This is a genomic window from Bradyrhizobium sp. 192 (genome assembly GCF_023100965.1).
GTDB classification, from domain to species: domain Bacteria; phylum Pseudomonadota; class Alphaproteobacteria; order Rhizobiales; family Xanthobacteraceae; genus Bradyrhizobium; species Bradyrhizobium symbiodeficiens.
Genome location: NZ_CP064690.1, coordinates 3672049 through 3690799 on the forward strand (window position 1 = coordinate 3672049; position 18751 = coordinate 3690799).

General features: G+C 65.2%; 17 protein-coding genes and 2 riboswitches. Of the genes, 8 read left to right on the plus strand and 9 right to left on the minus strand.

Annotation, left to right across the window (positions count from 1 at the left end):
• Window positions 1–73 precede the first annotated feature (73 nt).
• The 5 genes from IVB24_RS16660 (at window position 74) to IVB24_RS16680 (ending at window position 5115) form a co-directional block, all read left to right on the plus strand.
• Window positions 74–391, plus strand: coding sequence for a metalloregulator ArsR/SmtB family transcription factor (locus IVB24_RS16660; protein ID WP_094975818.1), 318 nt, complete (start codon window positions 74–76; stop codon window positions 389–391).
• A gap of 48 nt (window positions 392–439) precedes the next feature.
• Window positions 440–1801, plus strand: coding sequence for an NAD(P)-binding domain-containing protein (locus IVB24_RS16665; RefSeq protein WP_140478086.1), 1362 nt, complete (start codon window positions 440–442; stop codon window positions 1799–1801).
• Window positions 1786–2985: an MFS transporter gene (locus IVB24_RS16670; RefSeq protein ID WP_247773787.1), complete on the plus strand. Its 1200-nt coding sequence runs from the start codon at window positions 1786–1788 to the stop codon at window positions 2983–2985. Before IVB24_RS16665 ends, IVB24_RS16670 begins: the two co-directional genes overlap by 16 nt.
• A gap of 55 nt (window positions 2986–3040) precedes the next feature.
• The gene (locus IVB24_RS16675) at window positions 3041–4225 is read left to right on the plus strand and encodes an MFS transporter (RefSeq protein WP_247774110.1); all 1185 of its coding nucleotides are present in this window, start codon (window positions 3041–3043) and stop codon (window positions 4223–4225) included.
• 179 nt (window positions 4226–4404) lie between these two features.
• Window positions 4405–5115: a sulfite exporter TauE/SafE family protein gene (locus IVB24_RS16680; protein ID WP_247773788.1), complete on the plus strand. Its 711-nt coding sequence runs from the start codon at window positions 4405–4407 to the stop codon at window positions 5113–5115.
• A gap of 98 nt (window positions 5116–5213) precedes the next feature.
• Here the strand turns inward: IVB24_RS16680 and IVB24_RS16685 are convergent, their stop codons facing one another.
• Entirely contained in the window at window positions 5214–5621 is a 408-nt protein-coding gene (locus tag IVB24_RS16685) for a GFA family protein (RefSeq protein ID WP_247773789.1), read from the minus strand.
• 272 nt (window positions 5622–5893) lie between these two features.
• On the opposite strand from IVB24_RS16685, the gene IVB24_RS16690 reads away from it, so the two are divergent.
• Entirely contained in the window at window positions 5894–6307 is a 414-nt protein-coding gene (locus IVB24_RS16690; RefSeq protein WP_247773790.1) for a hypothetical protein, read from the plus strand.
• Window positions 6308–6338: 31 nt separating this feature from the next.
• Here the strand turns inward: IVB24_RS16690 and IVB24_RS16695 are convergent, their stop codons facing one another.
• The 7 genes from IVB24_RS16695 to IVB24_RS16725 all read right to left on the minus strand — a co-directional run bounded on the left by IVB24_RS16695 (window position 6339) and on the right by IVB24_RS16725 (window position 13646).
• Window positions 6339–6629 (minus strand): hypothetical protein, encoded by a 291-nt coding sequence (locus IVB24_RS16695; RefSeq protein ID WP_247773791.1) that lies wholly within the window; start codon window positions 6627–6629, stop codon window positions 6339–6341.
• Window positions 6630–6712: 83 nt separating this feature from the next.
• Entirely contained in the window at window positions 6713–7285 is a 573-nt protein-coding gene (locus IVB24_RS16700; RefSeq protein ID WP_247773792.1) for a dual specificity protein phosphatase family protein, read from the minus strand.
• A gap of 11 nt (window positions 7286–7296) precedes the next feature.
• Window positions 7297–7734 carry an EamA family transporter gene (locus IVB24_RS16705; protein ID WP_247773793.1) on the minus strand — a complete coding sequence of 146 codons (438 nt, stop codon included), beginning with the start codon at window positions 7732–7734 and terminating at the stop codon, window positions 7297–7299.
• Window positions 7735–7739: 5 nt separating this feature from the next.
• Entirely contained in the window at window positions 7740–9542 is a 1803-nt protein-coding gene (locus IVB24_RS16710; RefSeq protein ID WP_247774111.1) for a DUF190 domain-containing protein, read from the minus strand.
• A 91-nt stretch (window positions 9543–9633) separates the two neighbouring features.
• Window positions 9634–9710, minus strand: a riboswitch (Fluoride riboswitch).
• Window positions 9711–9861: 151 nt separating this feature from the next.
• Window positions 9862–9922: riboswitch (Fluoride riboswitch) on the plus strand.
• 266 nt (window positions 9923–10188) lie between these two features.
• On the minus strand, window positions 10189–10773 hold the full coding sequence (locus IVB24_RS16715; RefSeq protein ID WP_247773794.1) for a DUF1254 domain-containing protein: 585 nt from the start codon (window positions 10771–10773) through the stop codon (window positions 10189–10191).
• Window positions 10770–11348, minus strand: coding sequence for a DUF1214 domain-containing protein (locus IVB24_RS16720; protein ID WP_094975142.1), 579 nt, complete (start codon window positions 11346–11348; stop codon window positions 10770–10772). Before IVB24_RS16720 ends, IVB24_RS16715 begins: the two co-directional genes overlap by 4 nt.
• 9 nt (window positions 11349–11357) lie before the next feature.
• Entirely contained in the window at window positions 11358–13646 is a 2289-nt protein-coding gene (locus IVB24_RS16725; protein ID WP_247773795.1) for a PBP1A family penicillin-binding protein, read from the minus strand.
• A gap of 294 nt (window positions 13647–13940) precedes the next feature.
• On the opposite strand from IVB24_RS16725, the gene IVB24_RS16730 reads away from it, so the two are divergent.
• Complete coding sequence (locus tag IVB24_RS16730; RefSeq protein WP_247773796.1) at window positions 13941–14456, plus strand: YcgN family cysteine cluster protein; 516 nt, start codon at window positions 13941–13943, stop codon at window positions 14454–14456.
• Window positions 14457–14612: 156 nt separating this feature from the next.
• Entirely contained in the window at window positions 14613–16196 is a 1584-nt protein-coding gene (locus tag IVB24_RS16735; RefSeq protein WP_094975139.1) for an MDR family MFS transporter, read from the plus strand.
• Between the two features lie 3 nt (window positions 16197–16199).
• On the opposite strand, the gene IVB24_RS16740 is transcribed toward IVB24_RS16735, so the two are convergent.
• On the minus strand, window positions 16200–18680 hold the full coding sequence (locus IVB24_RS16740) for a GAF domain-containing protein (RefSeq protein WP_247773797.1): 2481 nt from the start codon (window positions 18678–18680) through the stop codon (window positions 16200–16202).
• Window positions 18681–18751 lie beyond the last annotated feature (71 nt).

Consider the following 18751-nt stretch of genomic DNA (forward strand, 5'->3'; position numbering starts at 1 on the left):
CCAGCCGGCTATAATTCGAATATTCTAGAAATATGGTTTGACAGCCGGCATGGACAAGCGCAGCGTGAGGGTCATGAAGATCGCCGACGCAGCAGCACGTTTGGAGGCCCTGGGTAATCAGACCCGGCTTCAAATCTATCGGGCGTTGGTCCGTGCCGGGCATGCCGGCATGCCGGTCGGTCGCCTCCAGGACAAGCTGAAGATCCCGGCGTCGACACTGTCGCATCACATCAAGACCTTGGTCTCGGTCGGCCTCGTCAGCCAGATCAGGGAATCGACCACCCTGATCTGCCACGCCAATTTCGATGCCATGCGGGGCCTCGTCGATTTCCTGGCGGCGGAGTGCTGCGCGGACGAAGTCGGATGCAAGGATACGCAGACGGCCGCCTGACGTTTACGGTTCATTATTCGATGATTCTAGAAAGATGGGAGAAGCTCAATGAACGCCAGGACGGTCGCCATCATCGGAGCCGGGCCGGTTGGCCTTGCTGCGGCTGCGCATGTGCTCGAACGCGGCATGTCTCCCATCGTGATCGAGGCCGGCCCTGAAGCCGCGCACGCGATCCGTCAGTGGCAGCACGTCCAGCTGTTCTCGCCATGGGAATACAATGTCGACAAAGCGGCGGCACGGCTGCTCGCGCCAACCGGATGGAATTCGCCGGACCCTCACGCCTATCCGACCGGCGGCGAGCTGATCGATCGATATCTCACCCCGCTCGCAACACGCACGCCGCTTCGGGAGACAATTCGGACTTCGAGCCGGGTCACGGCCATCAGCCGCGTCGGCTTCGACAGGGCGAAAACGAAGGGCAGGGAGCAGGCGCCGTTCGAAATCCGCTATCAGAACGGCGGGGGTCCCGAGATGCTTCGCGCCGATGCCGTGATCGACGCGTCAGGCACGTGGTTCTCTCCCAATCCCGCCGGCAGCAACGGTCTGCCTGCGATCGGCGAACGCGAGCGCGCCCGCCGCATCGCTTATGGTATGCCGGATGTGCGGGGCGCTGATCGTGCCAGATATGCCGGCAAGACCGTTGTCGTGCTCGGTGCAGGCCATTCCGCCGTGGGTACGCTGATTGATCTCGCGCAGCTCGCGGGTGAGGTGCCGGGCACGCAAGCGATCTGGCTGTTGCGCGGCACTGATCCTTCAAAGGCGTACGGTGGCGGCAGCAATGACAAGCTTGCTGCGCGCGGCGCGCTGGGCTCGACTTTCGCCGCGCTGGTGGCCGCAGGAAAGATCAGGGTCGAAACAGGCTTCGGCGTCACGCATCTCTCGGAGACCGACGGCCGTCTCAGGATTTCAGCGGGCAGCTGCTCCGGCGCGCAGAGTGTGGTGGCGGACGAATTGGTCGTCTCGACTGGCTTCCGTCCCGATCTCTCGTTCCTGTCCGAGCTGCGGCTGCGGCTCGACCCGGCGATAGAGGCGCCGGTTGCGCTCGCGCCGCTGATCGATCCTAACGAACACAGCTGCGGCACGGTCCGTCCCCACGGCGCCCGCGAGCTCGCGCATGACGAGCCGGGCTTCTATCTCGCCGGCATGAAGTCCTATGGTCGTGCGCCGACCTTCCTGATGATGACCGGATACGAACAGGTCCGTTCCATCGTGGCCGACATCGCGGGCGACAAGGAGGCCGCGGCCCGGGTCGAGCTCGTGCTGCCGGAAACCGGCGTCTGCACGCGCGGCGGTGTCGAGGCGGCGGGTGCGGGATGCTGCGGCGGTCCCGCGAAGGCGGAGCCGTCAGCCTGCTGTGCTGCCGATGAAACCGCCAAGACGGAAGGTCGCGCGGGGTGCGGCTGCTCGTGACGCAGGTCCCAACGGACCGGGAGACAGGTCCGCTCGCAATTGTCTTCGCACTCGGAACCGCGCAGACCATCGCGTGGGCATCGAGCTATTATCTTCCTGCCATCCTGGCGGCGCCGATTGCGCGCGATCTCGGTCTTGCGCCGACCTACGTGTTCGGCGCGCTCTCGGGGGCGCTCGTCATCTCCGGCCTGCTCGGGCCACGCGTGGGGCATGCCATCGATACGTTCGGAGGGCGTGGCCTGCTAGCGGTCTCGAACCTCGTCTTCGTGGCAGGCTTGCTCCTCTTGTCCGTAGCTCACGGCGTGGTGGTGCTCGTTGCAGCCTGGGTGTTGCTCGGGATCGGCATGGGCATGGGCCTCTATGAAGCGGCCTTCGCGACGCTTGCGCGCATCTATGGCAGCAACGCGCGACGAACCATAACCGGCATCACCCTGATCGCAGGTTTCGCCAGCACTCTCGGCTGGCCCCTCACGACGTGGCTGGCTGCCGAGTACGACTGGCGCGTGGCCTGCCAGGTGTGGGCGGCGATTCACATCTGTCTGGCGCTGCCGCTCAATCTGTCTCTGCCGCGCGCCGTTCCTTTGGACCAGCAGCCTCGTCCGGATCCGGGAGCGAGCCCAATATCCGGACAGCAGAGCGAGACGTTCGCGATGGTGCTGCTGGCCTACATGTTCGCGGCGGCGAGCTTCGTCAGCTCGGGTGTCTCGGCCATTCTACCGACCATGCTGGTGGCGTTCGGCGCGACGCCAGCACAGGCCCTGCTCGCAGGCACCCTGGTCGGGCCTGCACAGGTCGGTGCCCGCCTTCTGGAAGCAGGGTGGCTCGGCCGGTTTCATCCGCTGTTGTCGGCCCGGCTCGCCATGCTGATGAATCCGATCGGCGTGGTTGCTTTGGTCGCGGGCGGCCCCTTGCTCGCATCGACTTTCACGGTGCTGTATGGCGCAGGCAACGGCATCATCACCATTGCCCGCGGCACGCTTCCTTTGGCACTGTTCGGGCCGGCGGGCTTCGGCCGGCGCGTCGGCACGATCTCGCTGCCGTCGCGGGCGACCGGCGCGCTCGCTCCGCTCGCGCTCGGAGTGATGGTGGAGCGGTTTGGCAGCAGCGCGCTCTGGATCAGCGCGGTGGCCTCGATCTCCGCGTTTTTCGCGCTTCTGTTGCTGCGTGCGGACCAGACAAAATAGGGACGGAGGGGAGGCGAGCATTCGGAGTTTGAGCGGGGGGCCGCTGATCGCGGTGATGTGTATCGGCCAGCTCGGCAATCTGCTGCCGCACGTGACGTTGTCCGCGAATCTGGCGCAGCATCTGATGCCGGCGTGGGGGCTGTCCGCCGCCGAAGGCGGCCTGATGGCGAGCGGCTATGCGTTCGGCTACATGCTGGCCGTCCCGGTGCTGACGACGCTGACCGATCGCCTCGACGCGCGGATCGTGCTGTTGTGCGGCTCCGTCGTCAGCGGCATGGCGACCATGGCCTTCGGCATCTTTGCCCAAGGATTCTGGTCGGGCACCATCATCTGGTCACTCGCGGGACTGGGCTTTGCCGGCGCCTACATGCCCGGCCTGAAGGCATTGACCGACCGTTTGCCCGCAGGCGACACCTCGCGGGCGGTGACGCTGTACACGTCGAGCTTCTCGGTCGGCGTCGGCCTGTCGTTCCTCGTTGCACAAGTCCTCGCCGATCGCTGGGGATGGCGGACCGCGTTCTACGTCACCGGCGTCGGCCCCATCGCGATGGTGATCGCGTGCCTTCTGATCGGGGGCCATCGGCCTGTCCCGAGGACGGGACGGCTGCTGAATTTCGCACCCGTGTTCGCCAATCGTGAGGCGCTCGGCTACATCCTCGGTTACGGTGCTCACTGCTTCGAGCTGTATGGCATTCGCACCTGGCTGGTCGGGTTCTGGACCTTCGTCGTCGCGCATCAAGGCGGGCCGTCCTGGATGACGCCCGTGCTGATGAGCTTCTGCTTTGCGGTGATCTCGATGCCGGCCAGTATCCTCGGCAACGAGGCCGCTCTGAAATTCGGGCGGCATCGGGCCATCACGGTCGTGATGGTCGCTTCGGCCTGTGTCGCGCTGGTGATCGGTCTCAATGCAACGGCCCCCGCATGGGTGCTCGCGCTGCTGCTGATGATGTACGGCCTGACGGTGCCGGCTGATTCAGGCGCATTGACCGCAGGTATGTCGGCCGCGGCCGTCTCCGAGCATCGCGGTGCAACGCTGGCCCTGCATTCCACGGTCGGCTTCGGCTTGTCGGCGCTCGGCGCGTGGGTCACCGGCGTCGCACTCGACATGGCCGGCGGTCCGCAGAGTGCGGGCGGATGGCTGCTGGTGTTCATCGTGCTGGCGGCCGGAATCGCGCTGGGGCCGTTGGCGTTGCTGTGGGCGCGACGAGCCGGTGCCGAGGGCGTCGCGCGGCGGACGTGATGACGTCGCCGCGTGACGTTCGACGTGTTCAGAAGCTGATCCCCAGCCGCGGTTGCCTTCGCTTTCGGATCGCTGGCGATCGGAACCAGGGAGCTGCTGGTCGACGATTGACGGCACGTAGCGGGACTTTGACCTGGCGCAATGCCGTCAAGGACGAATTCGGATGAATTGCGTCCGCAATGTTCGATTTCGACCAGCCGCTGTTCATCGCCGGGCTCCTGCTGGGCTTTTCCTCGAGCCTGCATTGCTTCGGCATGTGTGCAGGCATCGCTTCCTCCTTGCACTTCGCCGCCGACTTCGGTTCGAACCGGCCGCGGCGGGGTCTGCTGACGACGACGGTTCTGATCAACGCGGGGCGCATCTCGGCCTACATGCTGGCAGGCGCCACGGTGGGCGCGATCGGATCGAGCGTGTTCGGATCGTTCGACCACGCATTCGCCCATGCGATCCTGCGCTGGGCCGCGGCCGCGGCTCTCGCCTGGATCGGACTTTCGATGCTCGAAGTGCTGTCGCTGCCGGCGGGGCTGTCGCGGCTGGCTGGGGCGGTCAGCGCCAGGATCAGCACGGCCGCGCGTGCGACGAATCTGCCACCGACGCTGGGGCTGTTCGTCAGCGGTGCGGTCTGGGGCTTTCTGCCTTGTGCCATGGTCTATGCGGCATTGTTCTACGCCATGCTGTCCGGCTCGTGGCTCGGAGGCGCGCTGGCGATGAGCGGCTTCGGCCTCGGCACCCTTCCGGTCCTGCTCGGTGCCGGGTTGGGACTTCCGTTGCTACGGCGCCGTGCGACCGCGGGATGGCTGAGAAACACGGTGGCGCTCGCCATCATCGCGGTGGGGATCGTCAGCGCCGGCGTGTCGCCTTCGACCTTGGCCGTGTGGTGCCGAACCTGACCGGCTTGCCGACCTCTTCGATCGTCGGCCGCAAGCGGTGCCGGGCCCATTGAGGGGGGAGGCCGCAGCAGTGTCGCCCGCTGTGGCTCTTTCCGCCGCTATGGCTGCGGCGGATAGCGCTCGAACGTCGGCAGTTCGTGCGCGTGCTCCATCCAGGGAAGCCGCTCGGCGACCTGGATGTGCATCGTCGCCGGCACGGCATCGGGATCGTCGTAAGTCGCGCTCTGGATGTCGATGATGCCGGGCAGCATGTCGGCATTGACATAGAACAGGCCGGTGCCGCAATGGCCGCAAAAGTGTCGCCGGCCGTGTTCCGAGGAATTGTAGACCTTGGGCTCGCCTTTGGTCACCTTGAGTGCGCTCTCCGGATACATCGTCCAGCCGACGACGGGAGCGCCGGCGTGGAGCCGGCAATCGCGGCAGTGACACAGCGCATGCACGATCGCGTCGCCCTCGACCTCGTAACGGATTGCGCCGCAGTGACAGCCGCCGGTGATGGTGCTCATTCGTTTCTCCCGGTCGAAGGCAGGTATCGCAGATCGATAACTCCCGGGACGCGCGGCTTCAACGACGCAAGCGATTTGAAGTTGCGTCCTACTGTCGCTTGACAGCTGCTGCCACGCCGGGCCTTCGACGCCAGGCCTTCGGTGTCGCGGCATCGCGGGGGGATCTGCAGCGCCGGTTTTCCACACCCACGACCGGCAGCATCAAATTGCGGATCCAGCCTACCAGCTATCGATAATTTGCCAGCGCCGCCGAGCGCAGCTTTGATCGCGGCATGAGCACCAAATCACGCGAGGTCATCTGGGGCGGCCGAATTCTGGGTGCGGAAATTTCGGCCAAGCACGCGCGCGAGGAGGCCAGGAAGGCCGTTCGCGAGGCCGACCGCGCTGAAGCCGAAGCCTGGTCGGTCCGGATGGAAGGTTACGGTGGCCCTTCACAGCCGTCTCCGACGATCGCGCAATGCCTCAACGGTGGCATGGGCTGGCTCGAGGTCGAGTGCAACAGGTGCAAAGCACGCGCGAGCCTGCCGCTCGATGCGATCCGTCGTCCCCGCGATACGCCGATCTGGAAGCTGGAGGCTTCGCTCAAGTGCCGGTCATGTTCCGCACCGCCGGTCCACATGATCAAGCTGACCGCCACGCGAAGCATCACGCCCTACAAATGGGTGCATCCGACCGAGGAGAGATAGGCGGCGAACATCGCAAGCTACGTGCCCGATTTCACCGCGAAAGCCCTTCCTTGCCGGACAGTTTCGAGTCGCGACACCGCCGCATCCAGCTCAAGACGTCGTTGGGTTTGCCCTGCAGCACGCGAAGCGACTTGCTTCCGCGTGACTCGGCTTTGGCGTCGCGGAAACGCCAGAGCTCATTGATGATGACGACGTGCCAACGCTGCCTCGACGGTGCTTCGAGCCGCAGGTCCAAGACCTCGAAAACAAAGGCGTAGGCCTGGCCGCTGAACCGGTGCCGGTCAATCGAGCATGTCACGCCATGCGACGTCCAGGTGGTCACGTCACTCCCCGCCCCCGGGGGATCGACGACGTACTCTATGTCGGCGATCGTCCGGGCATTTCCAATCCGCGCCATGACGCTGCCTACCGCGTGAGGAGCATGTGCGAGACGGTCCGGGCGAACGTGACGTCCATCGCGTCGGTGCCGCTCCAGAACCAGGGAAAATGGCCGTAACGGAATGAAAGTTGAGCCGCCGCCTCCGACGGGGGGCTCTTGTCGATCATCAGCTTATACAGCGCCGAAGCCAACCCGGTGCGATCGGCTCCACCCTCGCAGTGAATGAGGATGGGCCGTGGCGAGGTGGTCAGCAATCCAACGAGTTGGGCAACCTGCTGATCGTTCAATTCCCGGCTCGCCGAGATCGGGAAATCGACGTGACTGACGCCGGTTGCATCACTCGCCTTGAGCTCGTCGTCGTACCAAGGGCTGCCGGCGTTGTTGCCGCGGAGGTTGATGATTGTGCGGATGCCGTTCTCACGGATACGGGTCGAGAACTGAAAGCCGCTAAGCTGCCCCGATCGATAGACGGCACCGTCGTCGACGACGTGAAAATTGCCGCTCAAGCGCAAATAGCCGGCCCATCCGCCGGCCAAGGCAGCGACGACGCCGACCGCTGCGCCGAACAGCCTGAGTGACTTGATCGCTCTTCGGTCCATCGACGACCGCCTTAGGCTCTATACGCGATCAGCACCGCCCCGCAGGCGATCATGACCACACCGAGCCAGTTCGGTAGGGCGAGCCGCTCGCCCAGGAACATGACCGCGAACAGCGATACGAACACGACGCTCAGTTTGTCGATCGGCGCGACGCGGGCGGCCTCGCCCAGTTTAAGGGCCCGGAAATAGCAGATCCACGATGCCCCGGTCGCAGCCCCTGACAGGACCAGGAAGACCCACGTCTTCCCGGAGACTCCTGAGGGGTCCTGCCAGTGCCCAGTAGCCCAGACGATGGCGCCTGCTGTGGCCAGAATGACGATGGTCCGGACGAGCGTCGCGAAGTCGGAATTGACGTTCTCGATACCTACCTTGGCGAAGATCGCCGTGAGAGCGGCGAACGCAGCCGAAAGGAGAGCCCAGAAGAACCACGAACCGATGATGCTTTTCACGACGGCTACGCGCGCAGCACTTCTTCGATCTTGACCACGTCCCCCGTCAAATTCCAGTGTTCGACGTGCTTGTAGACGATAACCTTGCGTTTGAGCATATCGCCGTGCGTGCGGCAAAATTCCTCGAGATCCGACCGCGGCGCGATGAGTTCGACGCACATCGTCAATTCCGGGTTGGGCACTTCATAGCCTTCTTCTTCGAGCTTGCCGCGGTTGCTGTAGCCGAAATGGGTGTGATGCGCGGTCGCATTCATGATGCCCGCGGCCTTCGCCTGCATCACCAATTCGCGGTAGAGCGGACGGGCGCCAAAGAAGCGACGACCAACTCCAACGGCCTTCTCGCGCGGCTTCAGGTAGATGCGAATCATACCGATTTCCTTGTGGGCGAGCGTATGGCGGGCCATGACGTCTTCTTTCTTTTGGATTGGGAGGATGTTGGAGCGTGACTGGACCCGGTCGACGAAGTCGCCGAGGGCCTGGACGTTCAGATCCCGGACCTGCCGCATGGACAGATCGGGAGGAATGTACGCAGCTGCCGTCTTGGGTGTGCCGAGGCGCTGCGACATGTAAATGCTGGAGTGCCCGCTGCAGAGGTACGCCACGAAGCAGGCGACTGCGATGTAGACGGAATGAAGTGAGCCGAAGAGTTCCACTCCCATGATCATGCAGGCGAGCGGCGTGTTGGTCGCGCCGGCGAACACCGCGACGAATCCGAGACCCGCGAACAGATCCGACGGCGCGCCGAATAGCGCGGCGAGAGCGTTTCCAAGCGCCGCGCCGATGAAGAACAGAGGCGTCACCTCGCCGCCCTTGAAGCCGCTACTCAGTGTGACGACGGTGAAGACCGTCTTCCACAGCCAGCTCCAGTGATCGACATGGCCGGGCAGAAAGAATCCGGCGATCGTGGCGTCGGCCGGGTTGGGCGACCAGACACCCAGGCCCAGATATTCCCGCGTACCCAAAGCGTAGACGAGACCGATCAATATGACGCTGGCAATGACCGGGCGCAAAGGAGCGTATGGACATATGGCCTTGAAGGACGCCGTCACCAGGTGGGAGAATTCGCTGAAAAAGCGGGCCGCGAGACCGAAGAGACCGCCGGCGATAATCACCTTGAACAGCAACAGCGCGTTCAGGTGAAAGCCGGTCGCGTCGGTCGCGTTCGCGAGATAAGCGATCGAGTAGTGGGTGTGCTCGATCCCCCAAGCGTGACAGCTCCAGTCGCCGGCGATGGCTGCCATCAGACACGGCAGCAGCGCTTCGTACTGCATGCGGCCGATCGTCAGCACTTCGAGTGCGAATACCGCTCCTGCGATAGGTGTCCCGAAGACCGCGCCGAAGCCGGCGGCGATACCGGCCATCAGGACAATGCGCAGGTCCGCCTGCGAAAGCTTGAACGTCTTCGCGAAAGCAGCAGCGATGCTGCCGCCCAGTTGGACGGCCGTGCCTTCGCGGCCGGCTGAGCCGCCGACCAGATGAGTCAACACGGTCGTCACCAGGATGAGCGGCGCCATCCGGAGCGGGACGCCGCCACCCGGCTCATGGATCTGCTCGACGATCAGATTGTTGCCGCCCTCGGCGGACCGACCGAAGTGCTGATAAGCCAGCACCATCAAAAATCCGGCGATCGGCATGCCGTAGATGAGCCAGGGAAAATCGAAGCGAGCGCGAGTTGCCTGGTCCAACGCCCACAGGAAGAGGGCGCACAGAGATCCGACGGCTGCGGCCATCGGCACGACGATGCCGATCCACTTGACCAGACTACGCAGTTGCTCGGCGCGGAGACCGAAGAAGCCAACCGGCGACATCACGATACACCGCCTGAACGGCCGGTTATCACGATCGACAAGATTGAAATCAGAACTCGAAGCACGACCCTACTCCTTCGCCGCAAGGGCAAATCAAGTAGGAATCATCAGCTTCTCCTGGAAGCGGTTCGGCACTAAGCCCGGCAGAAATCCATTACCGTGGGCTTAGTTATCGGTAGGACAGCAAAGCTGTCAATATCACTTTGTTGGGCAGCAGATGCCTAGAAAATGTGTCGATACGGCGTAGCGCCGTCCGCCGCAGTTCGGTTCCTAACTGTTGAAAGAAGCCTTGCCTCAAAAGAAGTCGTGCGTAATTCTTCGTATCGATGGGGATGGAGTCCCCCGACAACCGCCGCGAGGCTGATGGCTCCTACCGGGTGCAACGCGCCGGTAGGAGCTTGTACGCTGCCGGTCCCGTTGCCCTCAACCAAAGGGGTGACAGATGACAAGACTTCCGAACTCTCTATCAATCGCGCTCTGCCGGCAATTCGTGATGGCCGGTTTCTGCGGTGGATACGCCACACGCTCCCTTATGGGATTGAGTACATTCATCCTGATTTTGGACGGGCACTGGCTGCTCGGCGTTGGATACGTCATGGGGTTGTTTTCGCAGTTTTTGTTTTGAGCGTGCGCGAAAGGCGTGCAATCACCGCCGGCCGCGCGGCGCCTCGGCCTTGGCGGGCTGCTCGGTCTGCGGGCCGCAGCTCGCGGCTTGAAGCGTGGCTTGCGCCTGCGGCATCAGGCCGGGCTCGGGGGCGAGCGCCTTCATCAAGATCAGGCCGGTGGTGCTGGGAGAATCGATGATCAGGCGGTCGGCCGCGGTGATCTCTTCGTCTTCCGGCAACTCGCTGTGCTGCGCTTCCGTCATCAGGTCGAGCTCGATCACCTTGCGGCCCGCCGAGCGGTCGTTGATGGCGTAGTAGGCGATCTCGTTGCGGGTGTAGAACGACACCGAGGTGTAGGCCTGGCTCACCGGCACCGTCAGCTTGATCGGTCCGCTCGAGAGGTCGTAGCGGCAGATCGCCAGCGCAAAGGCGGGATCCATGAACGGCATCGGCGACGTCTGCGGATCGGCGAGGGGAAGCTCGCTGACGCCGTTGAGCTTTGTCATCGGCGTCAGCCGCGAATAGGCGTCCTGCGTCGCGATCCGCGGCAGCGCCAGCACGCTGACGAGGTGGACCACGAGGCCCAGCACCACGCCGGCAACGACGGTGAACAGCAGGCGGATCATGAGCAGCCCACGGTCGAGATGGAGGGCATCGGCGCATCGCGCTGGGTGCGCGTGGCAACGCCGACCGGGGTGTCGTAAAGGCGGAGCATCAAGGCGTAGCGCTCGATGCCGCCGGTCGGCAGCCAGTTGCCGGCGCGCGAGCGCGAGGCGATGCGTATCTCGAACGAGCCGTCGGATTGCCGCACGATCTCCTGGCTGGTGAAGCCGTAGCGCTGCAGCGAATTGGCGACGAGGTGGCCCTTGCGGTCGTAGAGCGTCAGCGTCCAGAACCGCGCCGGCGGCGTCACGCCGGAGACGATCACGTCGCAGCGGCCGTCGAGCGCCTTCTTCTTGTCGTCGGTGGTGGCGGTGAAGGCGACGCCGTCGCCGGTGCCGATCGGCAGCTCGCCGTTGCGCACGATGGTGGCGCGCGAATAGGGATCGACGTCGGCGGTGCCGGTGCGCGGGCGCGCGGTCCAGGGGCCGATGGTCAGCGCGCCGATCTCGGTGCCGCGCGTCGTCGTCATCCAGGTCGCGCCCAGGCCGACCACCGTCGCGAGCAGAAGGGCCGTCAATGTGATCAGGATCAACCGCACTTGTTTCGATCAGTTCTTGCGCGGGGCGGAAGCGTTGGCATTTTCTTCCGCATAGTTCTGCGGAAAGGCGAGCGCGCTCGTCGCCGAGGACGGCCTGGCCGCCTTGGTGCCGGCATCCGCCGATTTCCTTGCGGTCTTGGCTGCGTCGTCCAGCAGCTTCTCGACGCGCACCAAAATGTCGGCGCCGCGCTTGGTCAGCACCGGCGGCGGACCGGGCTTGGTCTCCAGCACCTTCGGCGCCGCGTTGGCCTGCGCGTTGCTGATATGCTGCGGCGGCAGCTTCTGGCCCATGCCGACGCCGGGGATTTCCCGCACCTCGACGCCCTGATGGGCCGCGAGCATGATGTCGTGCCAGGTCTGCGCCGGCAGCGAGCCGCCGGTCATGCGGTTGGTCGGCGAGTAGTCGTCGTTGCCGTACCAGACCGCGCAGGTGAAATTGCCGGTGTAGCCGACGAACCAGGCGTCGCGATACGCGTTGGTCGTGCCGGTCTTGCCCGCGGTCGGAATGCCGTCGAGCGCGGCGCGGCGCGCGGTGCCCTCGCTGACGACGTGGCTCATCATGCCCGCCATGTCGGCGGCGACGGAGGCGGGAATCGCCTGCCGCGGCTTCGGCCCGTCGCGGTCCCAGCGCCAGACTAGGTCGCCGGCGCCGGTGCGCACTTCGAGCACCGCATGCGGCGTCACTGCCTTGCCGCGGTTGGGGAAGGTCGCGTAGGCGACCGCGTGCTCGAGCACGGTGACTTCGTCCGAGCCGATCGGCAGCGACGGCGTATCGGGCAGCGGCGCCTTGAGGCCGAAGCGGCGGGCGACCTCGACGATCTTGGCGCGGCCGACCTTGGCCGGGTTCTGCGCCTTGGGCTCGTTCTTCCGGCCGATCTCGATCGACAGCTTGACCGGCACGACGTTGATCGAGCGCGTGATCGCCTGAGTCAGCGTCACCGAGCCGGAATAGGAATGGCCATAATTCTGCGGACACCAATTGCCGATGCAGACCGGGCCGTCGACCACGATCGAATTCGGCGTGTAACCGTTCAGCAGCGCGGTGGTGTAGACGTAGGGCTTGAACGACGAACCCGGCTGGCGGTAGGCGTCGACGGCGCGGTTGAACTGGCTGGCGCCGTAGTCGCGGCCGCCGACCATGGCGCGGATGCCGCCGTCGAGATCGGACACCACGGTCGCCGCCTGCGTTGCGTGATAGTCGCGGCCGAACTGGCGCAGCTGGTTCTCGACCGCGTCCTCGGCGGCCTTCTGCACGTTGGTGTCGATGGCGAGGCGCACCACGAAGACGCGCTCGGTGTAGGATTTCGGGAAGGTGTCGACCAGCTTGCGCATCTCGTCGAAGGCGTAGTCGAGATAGTAGTTCGGCGAAGCTTCGTCGCGGCGGTCGACCGCGAAGGCCGGGTTGCGGCGGGCGCCGAACACCTGGCCCTCGGTCATGAAGCCGGCATCGACGAGGTTGTCGAGCACGACGTTGGCGCGGGCGCGGGCGGCGGGCAGGTTGATGTGGGGTGCGTATTTGGTCGGCGCCTTGAACAGGCCGGCGAGCATCGCGGCTTCCGCCAGCGTCACGTCGCGCACGGACTTGTTGAAGTAGAAATGCGCCGCGCCGTCGACGCCGAAAGTGCCGCCGCCCATATAGGCGCGGTCCAGATACAGCTTGAGGATCTCGTTCTTGGTCAGGCGCCATTCCAGCCAGACCGCGAGGAAGGCCTCGTTGACCTTGCGCTCGATGGTGCGCTCGTTGCTCAAAAACAGGTTCTTGGCGAGCTGCTGGGTGATCGAGGAGCCGCCCTGGCGGACGCCGCCGGCTTGCGCGTTGGTGACGAGCGCGCGCGCGGTGCCGGCGATGTCGATGCCGAAATGGTCGTAGAAGCGGCGGTCTTCGGTCGCCAGCGTCGCCTTGATCAGCACGTCTGGAAAATCTTCCAACGGAATCGAGTCGTTATGCTTGATGCCGCGGCTGCCGATCGGGTTGCCGTAGCGGTCGAGGAACGTTACCGCGAGGTCGGACTTCTTCAGCCAGTCCTCGTCCGCAGTCTCGCGGAAGGCGGGGATGGCGAGGGTGAGCATGACCACCAGGCCGCCGAGCCCGAGGGTTGCGGCCTCCGACAGCGGCTCGATGAACACCCAGCGCTTCCAGCGCCCGACATAGAAGCGGTCCATGAAGGTCGAGTAGCGCTCGTAGAGCTCGCGGATGCCCTTGGCCGAGGAGAACAGCGAGGAATCGATGCGCGCATCGAGGTCCAGGAAGAAATTCCGGGCCTTCTGCTTCCAATGCGATGGTATGATCTGGCGCACCTAGAACCCTTGAGGCTCGCTTCAAAAGCGTTCAAGCACCCGGCCGGGGGCGGCATCGAGACGTCTTGAGGGAATGTTGCGGCAAACCCAAGGCGCCCGGCCAGCATCCGAGGGACTTGCTGTTCCTTCTAGCCGAGCGGGGCCCATAAACCAATGGTCACGCTCGCGATTTTGAGCAACAGGCTGAATTGACCCCGGTTCATTACGGGCCTCGAAGGCGCCTTGCTTGCACCACCCCGGCCGCACGCCCTAGATGGCTTCAGCCGTAGCTCTTTCGAACTTTTGTTGAGGCGCATGACCGCAGCTCCCAAACGACCTTCAGGCCAGGAAGGATTCTTCTGGAAAACCAAGACGTTGGAAGAGATGTCGGCGGGCGAATGGGAAAGCCTGTGCGACGGCTGCGGGCGCTGCTGCCTGAACAAGCTCGAGGACGAGGACACCGGGCAGATCTATTTCACCCATGTCGGCTGCAAGCTGCTCGACGGCGCCAGTTGCGGCTGCAAGGACTATCCGAATCGCTCCAACAAGGTTCCGGATTGCGTCCGCCTGACCCCGGCCAATGTCCGCACCCTGAACTGGCTGCCGCCGAGCTGCGGCTACAAGCTCGTTGCCGAGGGCCGCGACCTCTATTGGTGGCATCCGCTGGTCTCCGGTGATCCCAACACCGTGCATGAAGCCGGCGTCTCCGTGCGCGGCCGGGTCGAAGGCAGCGAGGTGGAGATTCCGGACGACGAACTCGAGAACCACATCGTGCAATGGCCGGCGCAGCTGCCGAAACGGGCCCGCCTGAAGCGACGCCCGAAGGACTGAGCCGCCGCGCGGCGCCCATCACGTCTTCGGGATGACCCGGGGGCGGGATGCACCCATGCGCCGCGATGCCTGCCCGGGACAAATTTTGCTGTCTACATTGGACTGCATAGAACGAATCCTTCGCGGCGTTGCGCCGCCACACGGCACCCGAGCGAGATGAACAAGTTCGACCGGCGGAGCAGTTCTGCCGACATCCAGACTTTGCCCGACGACATCGCCGAGGAGCTGTCCCGGCTTCCGAGCGAAGTCATCAGCGTCGATGATGCCCCGTCGATTGCGCCGCCGGTGCCGCTGTCGCAGGACGAGGTCCGCACTATCGTCATCAGCCTGATGCTGACGATGTTCCTGGCCGCCCTCGACCAGACCATTGTGGCGACCGCGCTGCCGACCATCGGACGCCAGTTCCAGGACGTCTCCAATCTCTCCTGGGTCATCACCGCCTATCTGCTCGCCTCGACCGCGGTGGCGCCGGTGTTCGGCACGCTCAGCGACATCTATGGCCGCCGCGCCATGATCATCATCTCCCTCAGCCTGTTCGTGGCGGGCTCGGTGCTGTGCGCGATCGCGCCGAGCATGCCGATGCTGATCCTGGCGCGCGGCCTTCAGGGTCTCGGCGGCGGCGGCATCATGCCTGTCGTGCAGACCGTGATCTCCGACGTCGTCTCCCCGCGCGAGCGCGGCCAGTATCAGGCCTATTTCTCCAGCGTGTGGATGGTCGGCGGCATCCTCGGTCCGGTCATCGGCGGCGTGTTCGCCGAGCATCTGCACTGGTCGATGATCTTCTGGATCAATCTGCCGCTGACTGCCGCGGCGCTCGCGCTGCTGCTGCCGAAGATGAAGAAGATCCCGGTGTTCCACCGCAAGCGCAAGGTCGACTGGCTCGGCGGCGTGCTGCTGATGGCCTCCGCCGTCGTCTTCATGCTGGTGCTGACCTGGGGCGGCACGCGCTATCCCTGGCTGTCGCCGACCGTGCTGGCGATGGTGGGCGGCGCCGTCGCGCTCGCGGTCAGCTTCGTCTGGCACGCGCGTCGCGCGGACGAGCCGTTCCTGCCGTTGAAGATGCTGACCGGATCGGTGGCGCCGTTCGCGATGACCGCCGGTGGCTGCGGGCTCGGGGCGATCACCGGCCTCACCGTGCAGCTGCCGCTTTATTACGAGCAGGTCTACCATCTGAGCGCGAGCGAGGCGGGGCTTGCGCTGATCCCGCTCGCGGCGGTTTCGACCGTTGGTGCCGCCGTCGCCGGCCGCACCATGGCCCGTGCAAAACACTACAAGCGCGTCGCCATCATCGGCACGTCCTGGGCCGCGCTGTGCGGCCTCGGCCTCACGCTCACCACTCTGCCGCTGTGGGGCCTGCTGATGCTGATGGCGGCGTTCGCGCTCGGGCTCGGCACCACCTTTCCGGTCTGCGTGGTCTCGCTCCAGAACTCGGTCGCGCGCCCGCAAGTCGGCACCATCACCGGCGCGATGAACTTCTTCCGCTCGCTGATGTCCTCGTTCACGGTCGCCGCCTTCGCCGCGATCCTGCTGATCGCGCTCGGCATCGACGTGCCGCTCGCCGGCGAGCACCACGCCGCAAGCGCCGTCGCTATTCCCGCCGACGACATGCGGCACGCCTTCCGCTACGTGTTCGGCGCCGCCACCGCGCTGATGACCACCGCCGCGCTGTGCCTGATCGCGATGGAGGAGCGGCCGCTGGCCGGTCCCTCGGTGACGCAACCCGTCGAGATGGCGGAGTAGGGCTCAGCCCGCGCCGTTCGGGAAGCTGCTCTTCCGCGGCAGCACAATGGTGAATTCGGTGAACTCTCCCGGCATCGTCGCGACGTCGATCGTACCGCCATGCTGCTTCACCACGATGTCGTGGCTCATCGACAGGCCGAGGCCGGTGCCTTCGCCCGCCGGCTTGGTGGTGAAGAACGGATTGAACATCTTCTCCTTCACCTCGTCCGGAATGCCGGTGCCGTTGTCGCGGATGCGGATCTCGACGTGGTCGCCGCGGTCGCGGGTCGCGGCGGTCACGACCGGCTCGTACCCCACCGCCCCGGTCTCCGCCTTGCGGCTGGCGACCGCATGGAATCCGTTTCCGATCAGGTTCAGCAGCACCCGCGTGATCTCCTGCGGGAACAATTCGGCCGAGCCTGCGGCCGGATCGAACTCGCGTTTCAGCGTCACATCGAACTGCGGCTTCTCGGCGCGGGCGCCGTGATAGGCGAGGTTGAGGCTCTCCTCGACCACCGCGTTGATATCGCTCGACCGATGCTCGCCGCCGCCCTCGCGCGAATGCAGCAGCATGTTCTTGACGATGGAATCGGCGCGCTGTCCGTGCTGCACGATCTTGCCGAGATTGTCCTTCAGCAGCCCCGTGAGCTCGTCGACCTCGCTGCGGACGTCGTCCGCGAGCGTCACGGGCGCGAGCACCTCGTTCAGCTCGTCGGTCAATTCGGCGGACAGCGCGGCAAAATTGTTGACGAAGTTGAGCGGATTCTTGATCTCGTGCGCGATGCCGGCGGTGAGCTGGCCGAGCGATGCCAGCTTCTCGGTCTGGATCAGCCGGTCCTGCGCCGCGCGCAGATCGTCGAGCGACTTCGCGAGCTCCCTGGTGCGGTCCTGCACCTCGTTGAACAGCCGCGTGTTCTCGATCGCGATCACGGCCTGGTCGGCAAAGGTCTTGAGCAGGGTGATGGCCTTGTCCGGGAAATGGCCGGCTTGCGGCCGCGTCACGGCGATGGTGCCGATCGCGATGCCGTCGCGCAGCATCGGCACCGCGAGAATGCTGCGATAGCCCCGCGTCCGCGCCAGCTCCTTCATGGCCTCGGTGAGATCAGGCTCGTTCTGCATGTCGCTGCGGAAGGCATATTCTCCGCTTGTCGCCACCCGGCTGTGAATGCCCGACGATGTCAGCGCTGCGGGGAACGAGCCGAGCAGATCGGCGTTGCCGGCTTCATTATCCGTGGTGAAGGCGGCCAGATGCAGCATGCCGTCGATGACGCGGGTGACGGTGGACGAATGTCCGCCGACCAGCGCCTTGGCGCTGTCGGAGATGGCCTGGAACACGGGCGTGACGTCGGCGGGCGAGGCCGCGATCACCTTGAGGATGTCGGCCGTCGCGGTCTGACGCTCCAGCGCCTCCTGTGTCGCATTGAACAGGCTGACATTCTTGATCGCGATCACCGCCTGGTCGGCGAAGGTCTGCAGCAGCCGCACGTGATGCTCGGCAAACGCGCCGGTCGCGCGCCGCGTCGTGATGATGAGGCCGATCGCTTCGCCCTCGCTCATCAAGGGCGCGAACAGCATGCTGCGATAGCCGCGGGCGCGGGCGATGTCGCGCGCGGCCGGCTCAAGCTCGGTATCGGGCAGTTGCGCCGCCGCGCCGTTGGCCACGAGCGAATAGGGCGGGAACTGCGCGAACGGTACCGGGAACGAGGCCTGCAGCACGTGATCGCCGGCAGGATCGGTCGGTGTGAATGCGGCAAGGTGCGCAGCGCCGTCGACATAGCGCAGCACCGCCGTGGAGAAGCCGCCGATCAGCCGGTTGGCGTTGGCGGCGATGGCGTCGAACACCGGGTGCACGTCGGACGGCGAGGCTGCCATCACCTTCAAAATGTCCGCCGTTGCGGTCTGGCGTTGCAGCGTCTCTTTTGTCTCGTTGAACAGCCGCGCATTCTCGATCGCGATCACGGCCTGGTCGGCAAACGTCTGCAGCAACTGCACGAGATCGGCCGCGAATGCACCCGGCTCGGCGCGCGTGACGCTGATCATGCCGACCGGCGTGCCCCGGTTCATCAGCGGCATGAACAGCACGCTGCGGAAGCCGCGCAGCCGCGCCAGATCGCGGTTCAGCTGCGGCACGTCATCGGCTTCGCTGTCGGGAAACTGGATCGTCTCGCCGCCACGCACCAGGGCAAAGGTCGGAAACTCCGCAATCTTGCGCGGAAACGACGCCTTCAGCCCTTCGTCGGCTTCCGGGCTGGTCGGCGTGTAGGCCACGAGATGCAGCTCGTCGCCGATGAACTGGAGCACGGTGGCGGAGAAGCCGTCGAGCAGGCGTTTGGAACTCGACGCGATCGCCTCGAACACCGGCCGGGCATCGGAGGGCGAGGCCGCGATGGTGCGCAGGATTTCGGCACTGGCACTTTGGCGATCCCGCGCAGTCGCGAGCGCGCTGCGCAGCTGCGCATTCTCGGCTGCGAGCTCATCGGCGACGTCATGGAAAGGGTCGGTCATTTGCAATCCGGCTTGATGCCGCGACAGGCGCGGCACCGGGGCGGATTATCACATCTCCTGCGGCCGGAGCC

Coding starts and splice junctions, on each gene's coding strand:
- IVB24_RS16700 (WP_247773792.1), bottom strand. CDS start 7,285: ATGGACCGAAGAGCGATCAAGTCACTCAGGCTGTTCGGCGCAGCGGTC.
- IVB24_RS16730 (WP_247773796.1), top strand. CDS start 13,941: ATGACCGCAGCTCCCAAACGACCTTCAGGCCAGGAAGGATTCTTCTGG.
- IVB24_RS16715 (WP_247773794.1), bottom strand. CDS start 10,773: ATGATCCGCCTGCTGTTCACCGTCGTTGCCGGCGTGGTGCTGGGCCTC.
- IVB24_RS16740 (WP_247773797.1), bottom strand. CDS start 18,680: ATGACCGACCCTTTCCATGACGTCGCCGATGAGCTCGCAGCCGAGAAT.
- IVB24_RS16680 (WP_247773788.1), top strand. CDS start 4,405: ATGTTCGATTTCGACCAGCCGCTGTTCATCGCCGGGCTCCTGCTGGGC.
- IVB24_RS16660 (WP_094975818.1), top strand. CDS start 74: ATGAAGATCGCCGACGCAGCAGCACGTTTGGAGGCCCTGGGTAATCAG.
- IVB24_RS16690 (WP_247773790.1), top strand. CDS start 5,894: ATGAGCACCAAATCACGCGAGGTCATCTGGGGCGGCCGAATTCTGGGT.
- IVB24_RS16685 (WP_247773789.1), bottom strand. CDS start 5,621: ATGAGCACCATCACCGGCGGCTGTCACTGCGGCGCAATCCGTTACGAG.
- IVB24_RS16665 (WP_140478086.1), top strand. CDS start 440: ATGAACGCCAGGACGGTCGCCATCATCGGAGCCGGGCCGGTTGGCCTT.
- IVB24_RS16675 (WP_247774110.1), top strand. CDS start 3,041: ATGTGTATCGGCCAGCTCGGCAATCTGCTGCCGCACGTGACGTTGTCC.
- IVB24_RS16710 (WP_247774111.1), bottom strand. CDS start 9,542: ATGTCGCCGGTTGGCTTCTTCGGTCTCCGCGCCGAGCAACTGCGTAGT.
- IVB24_RS16735 (WP_094975139.1), top strand. CDS start 14,613: ATGAACAAGTTCGACCGGCGGAGCAGTTCTGCCGACATCCAGACTTTG.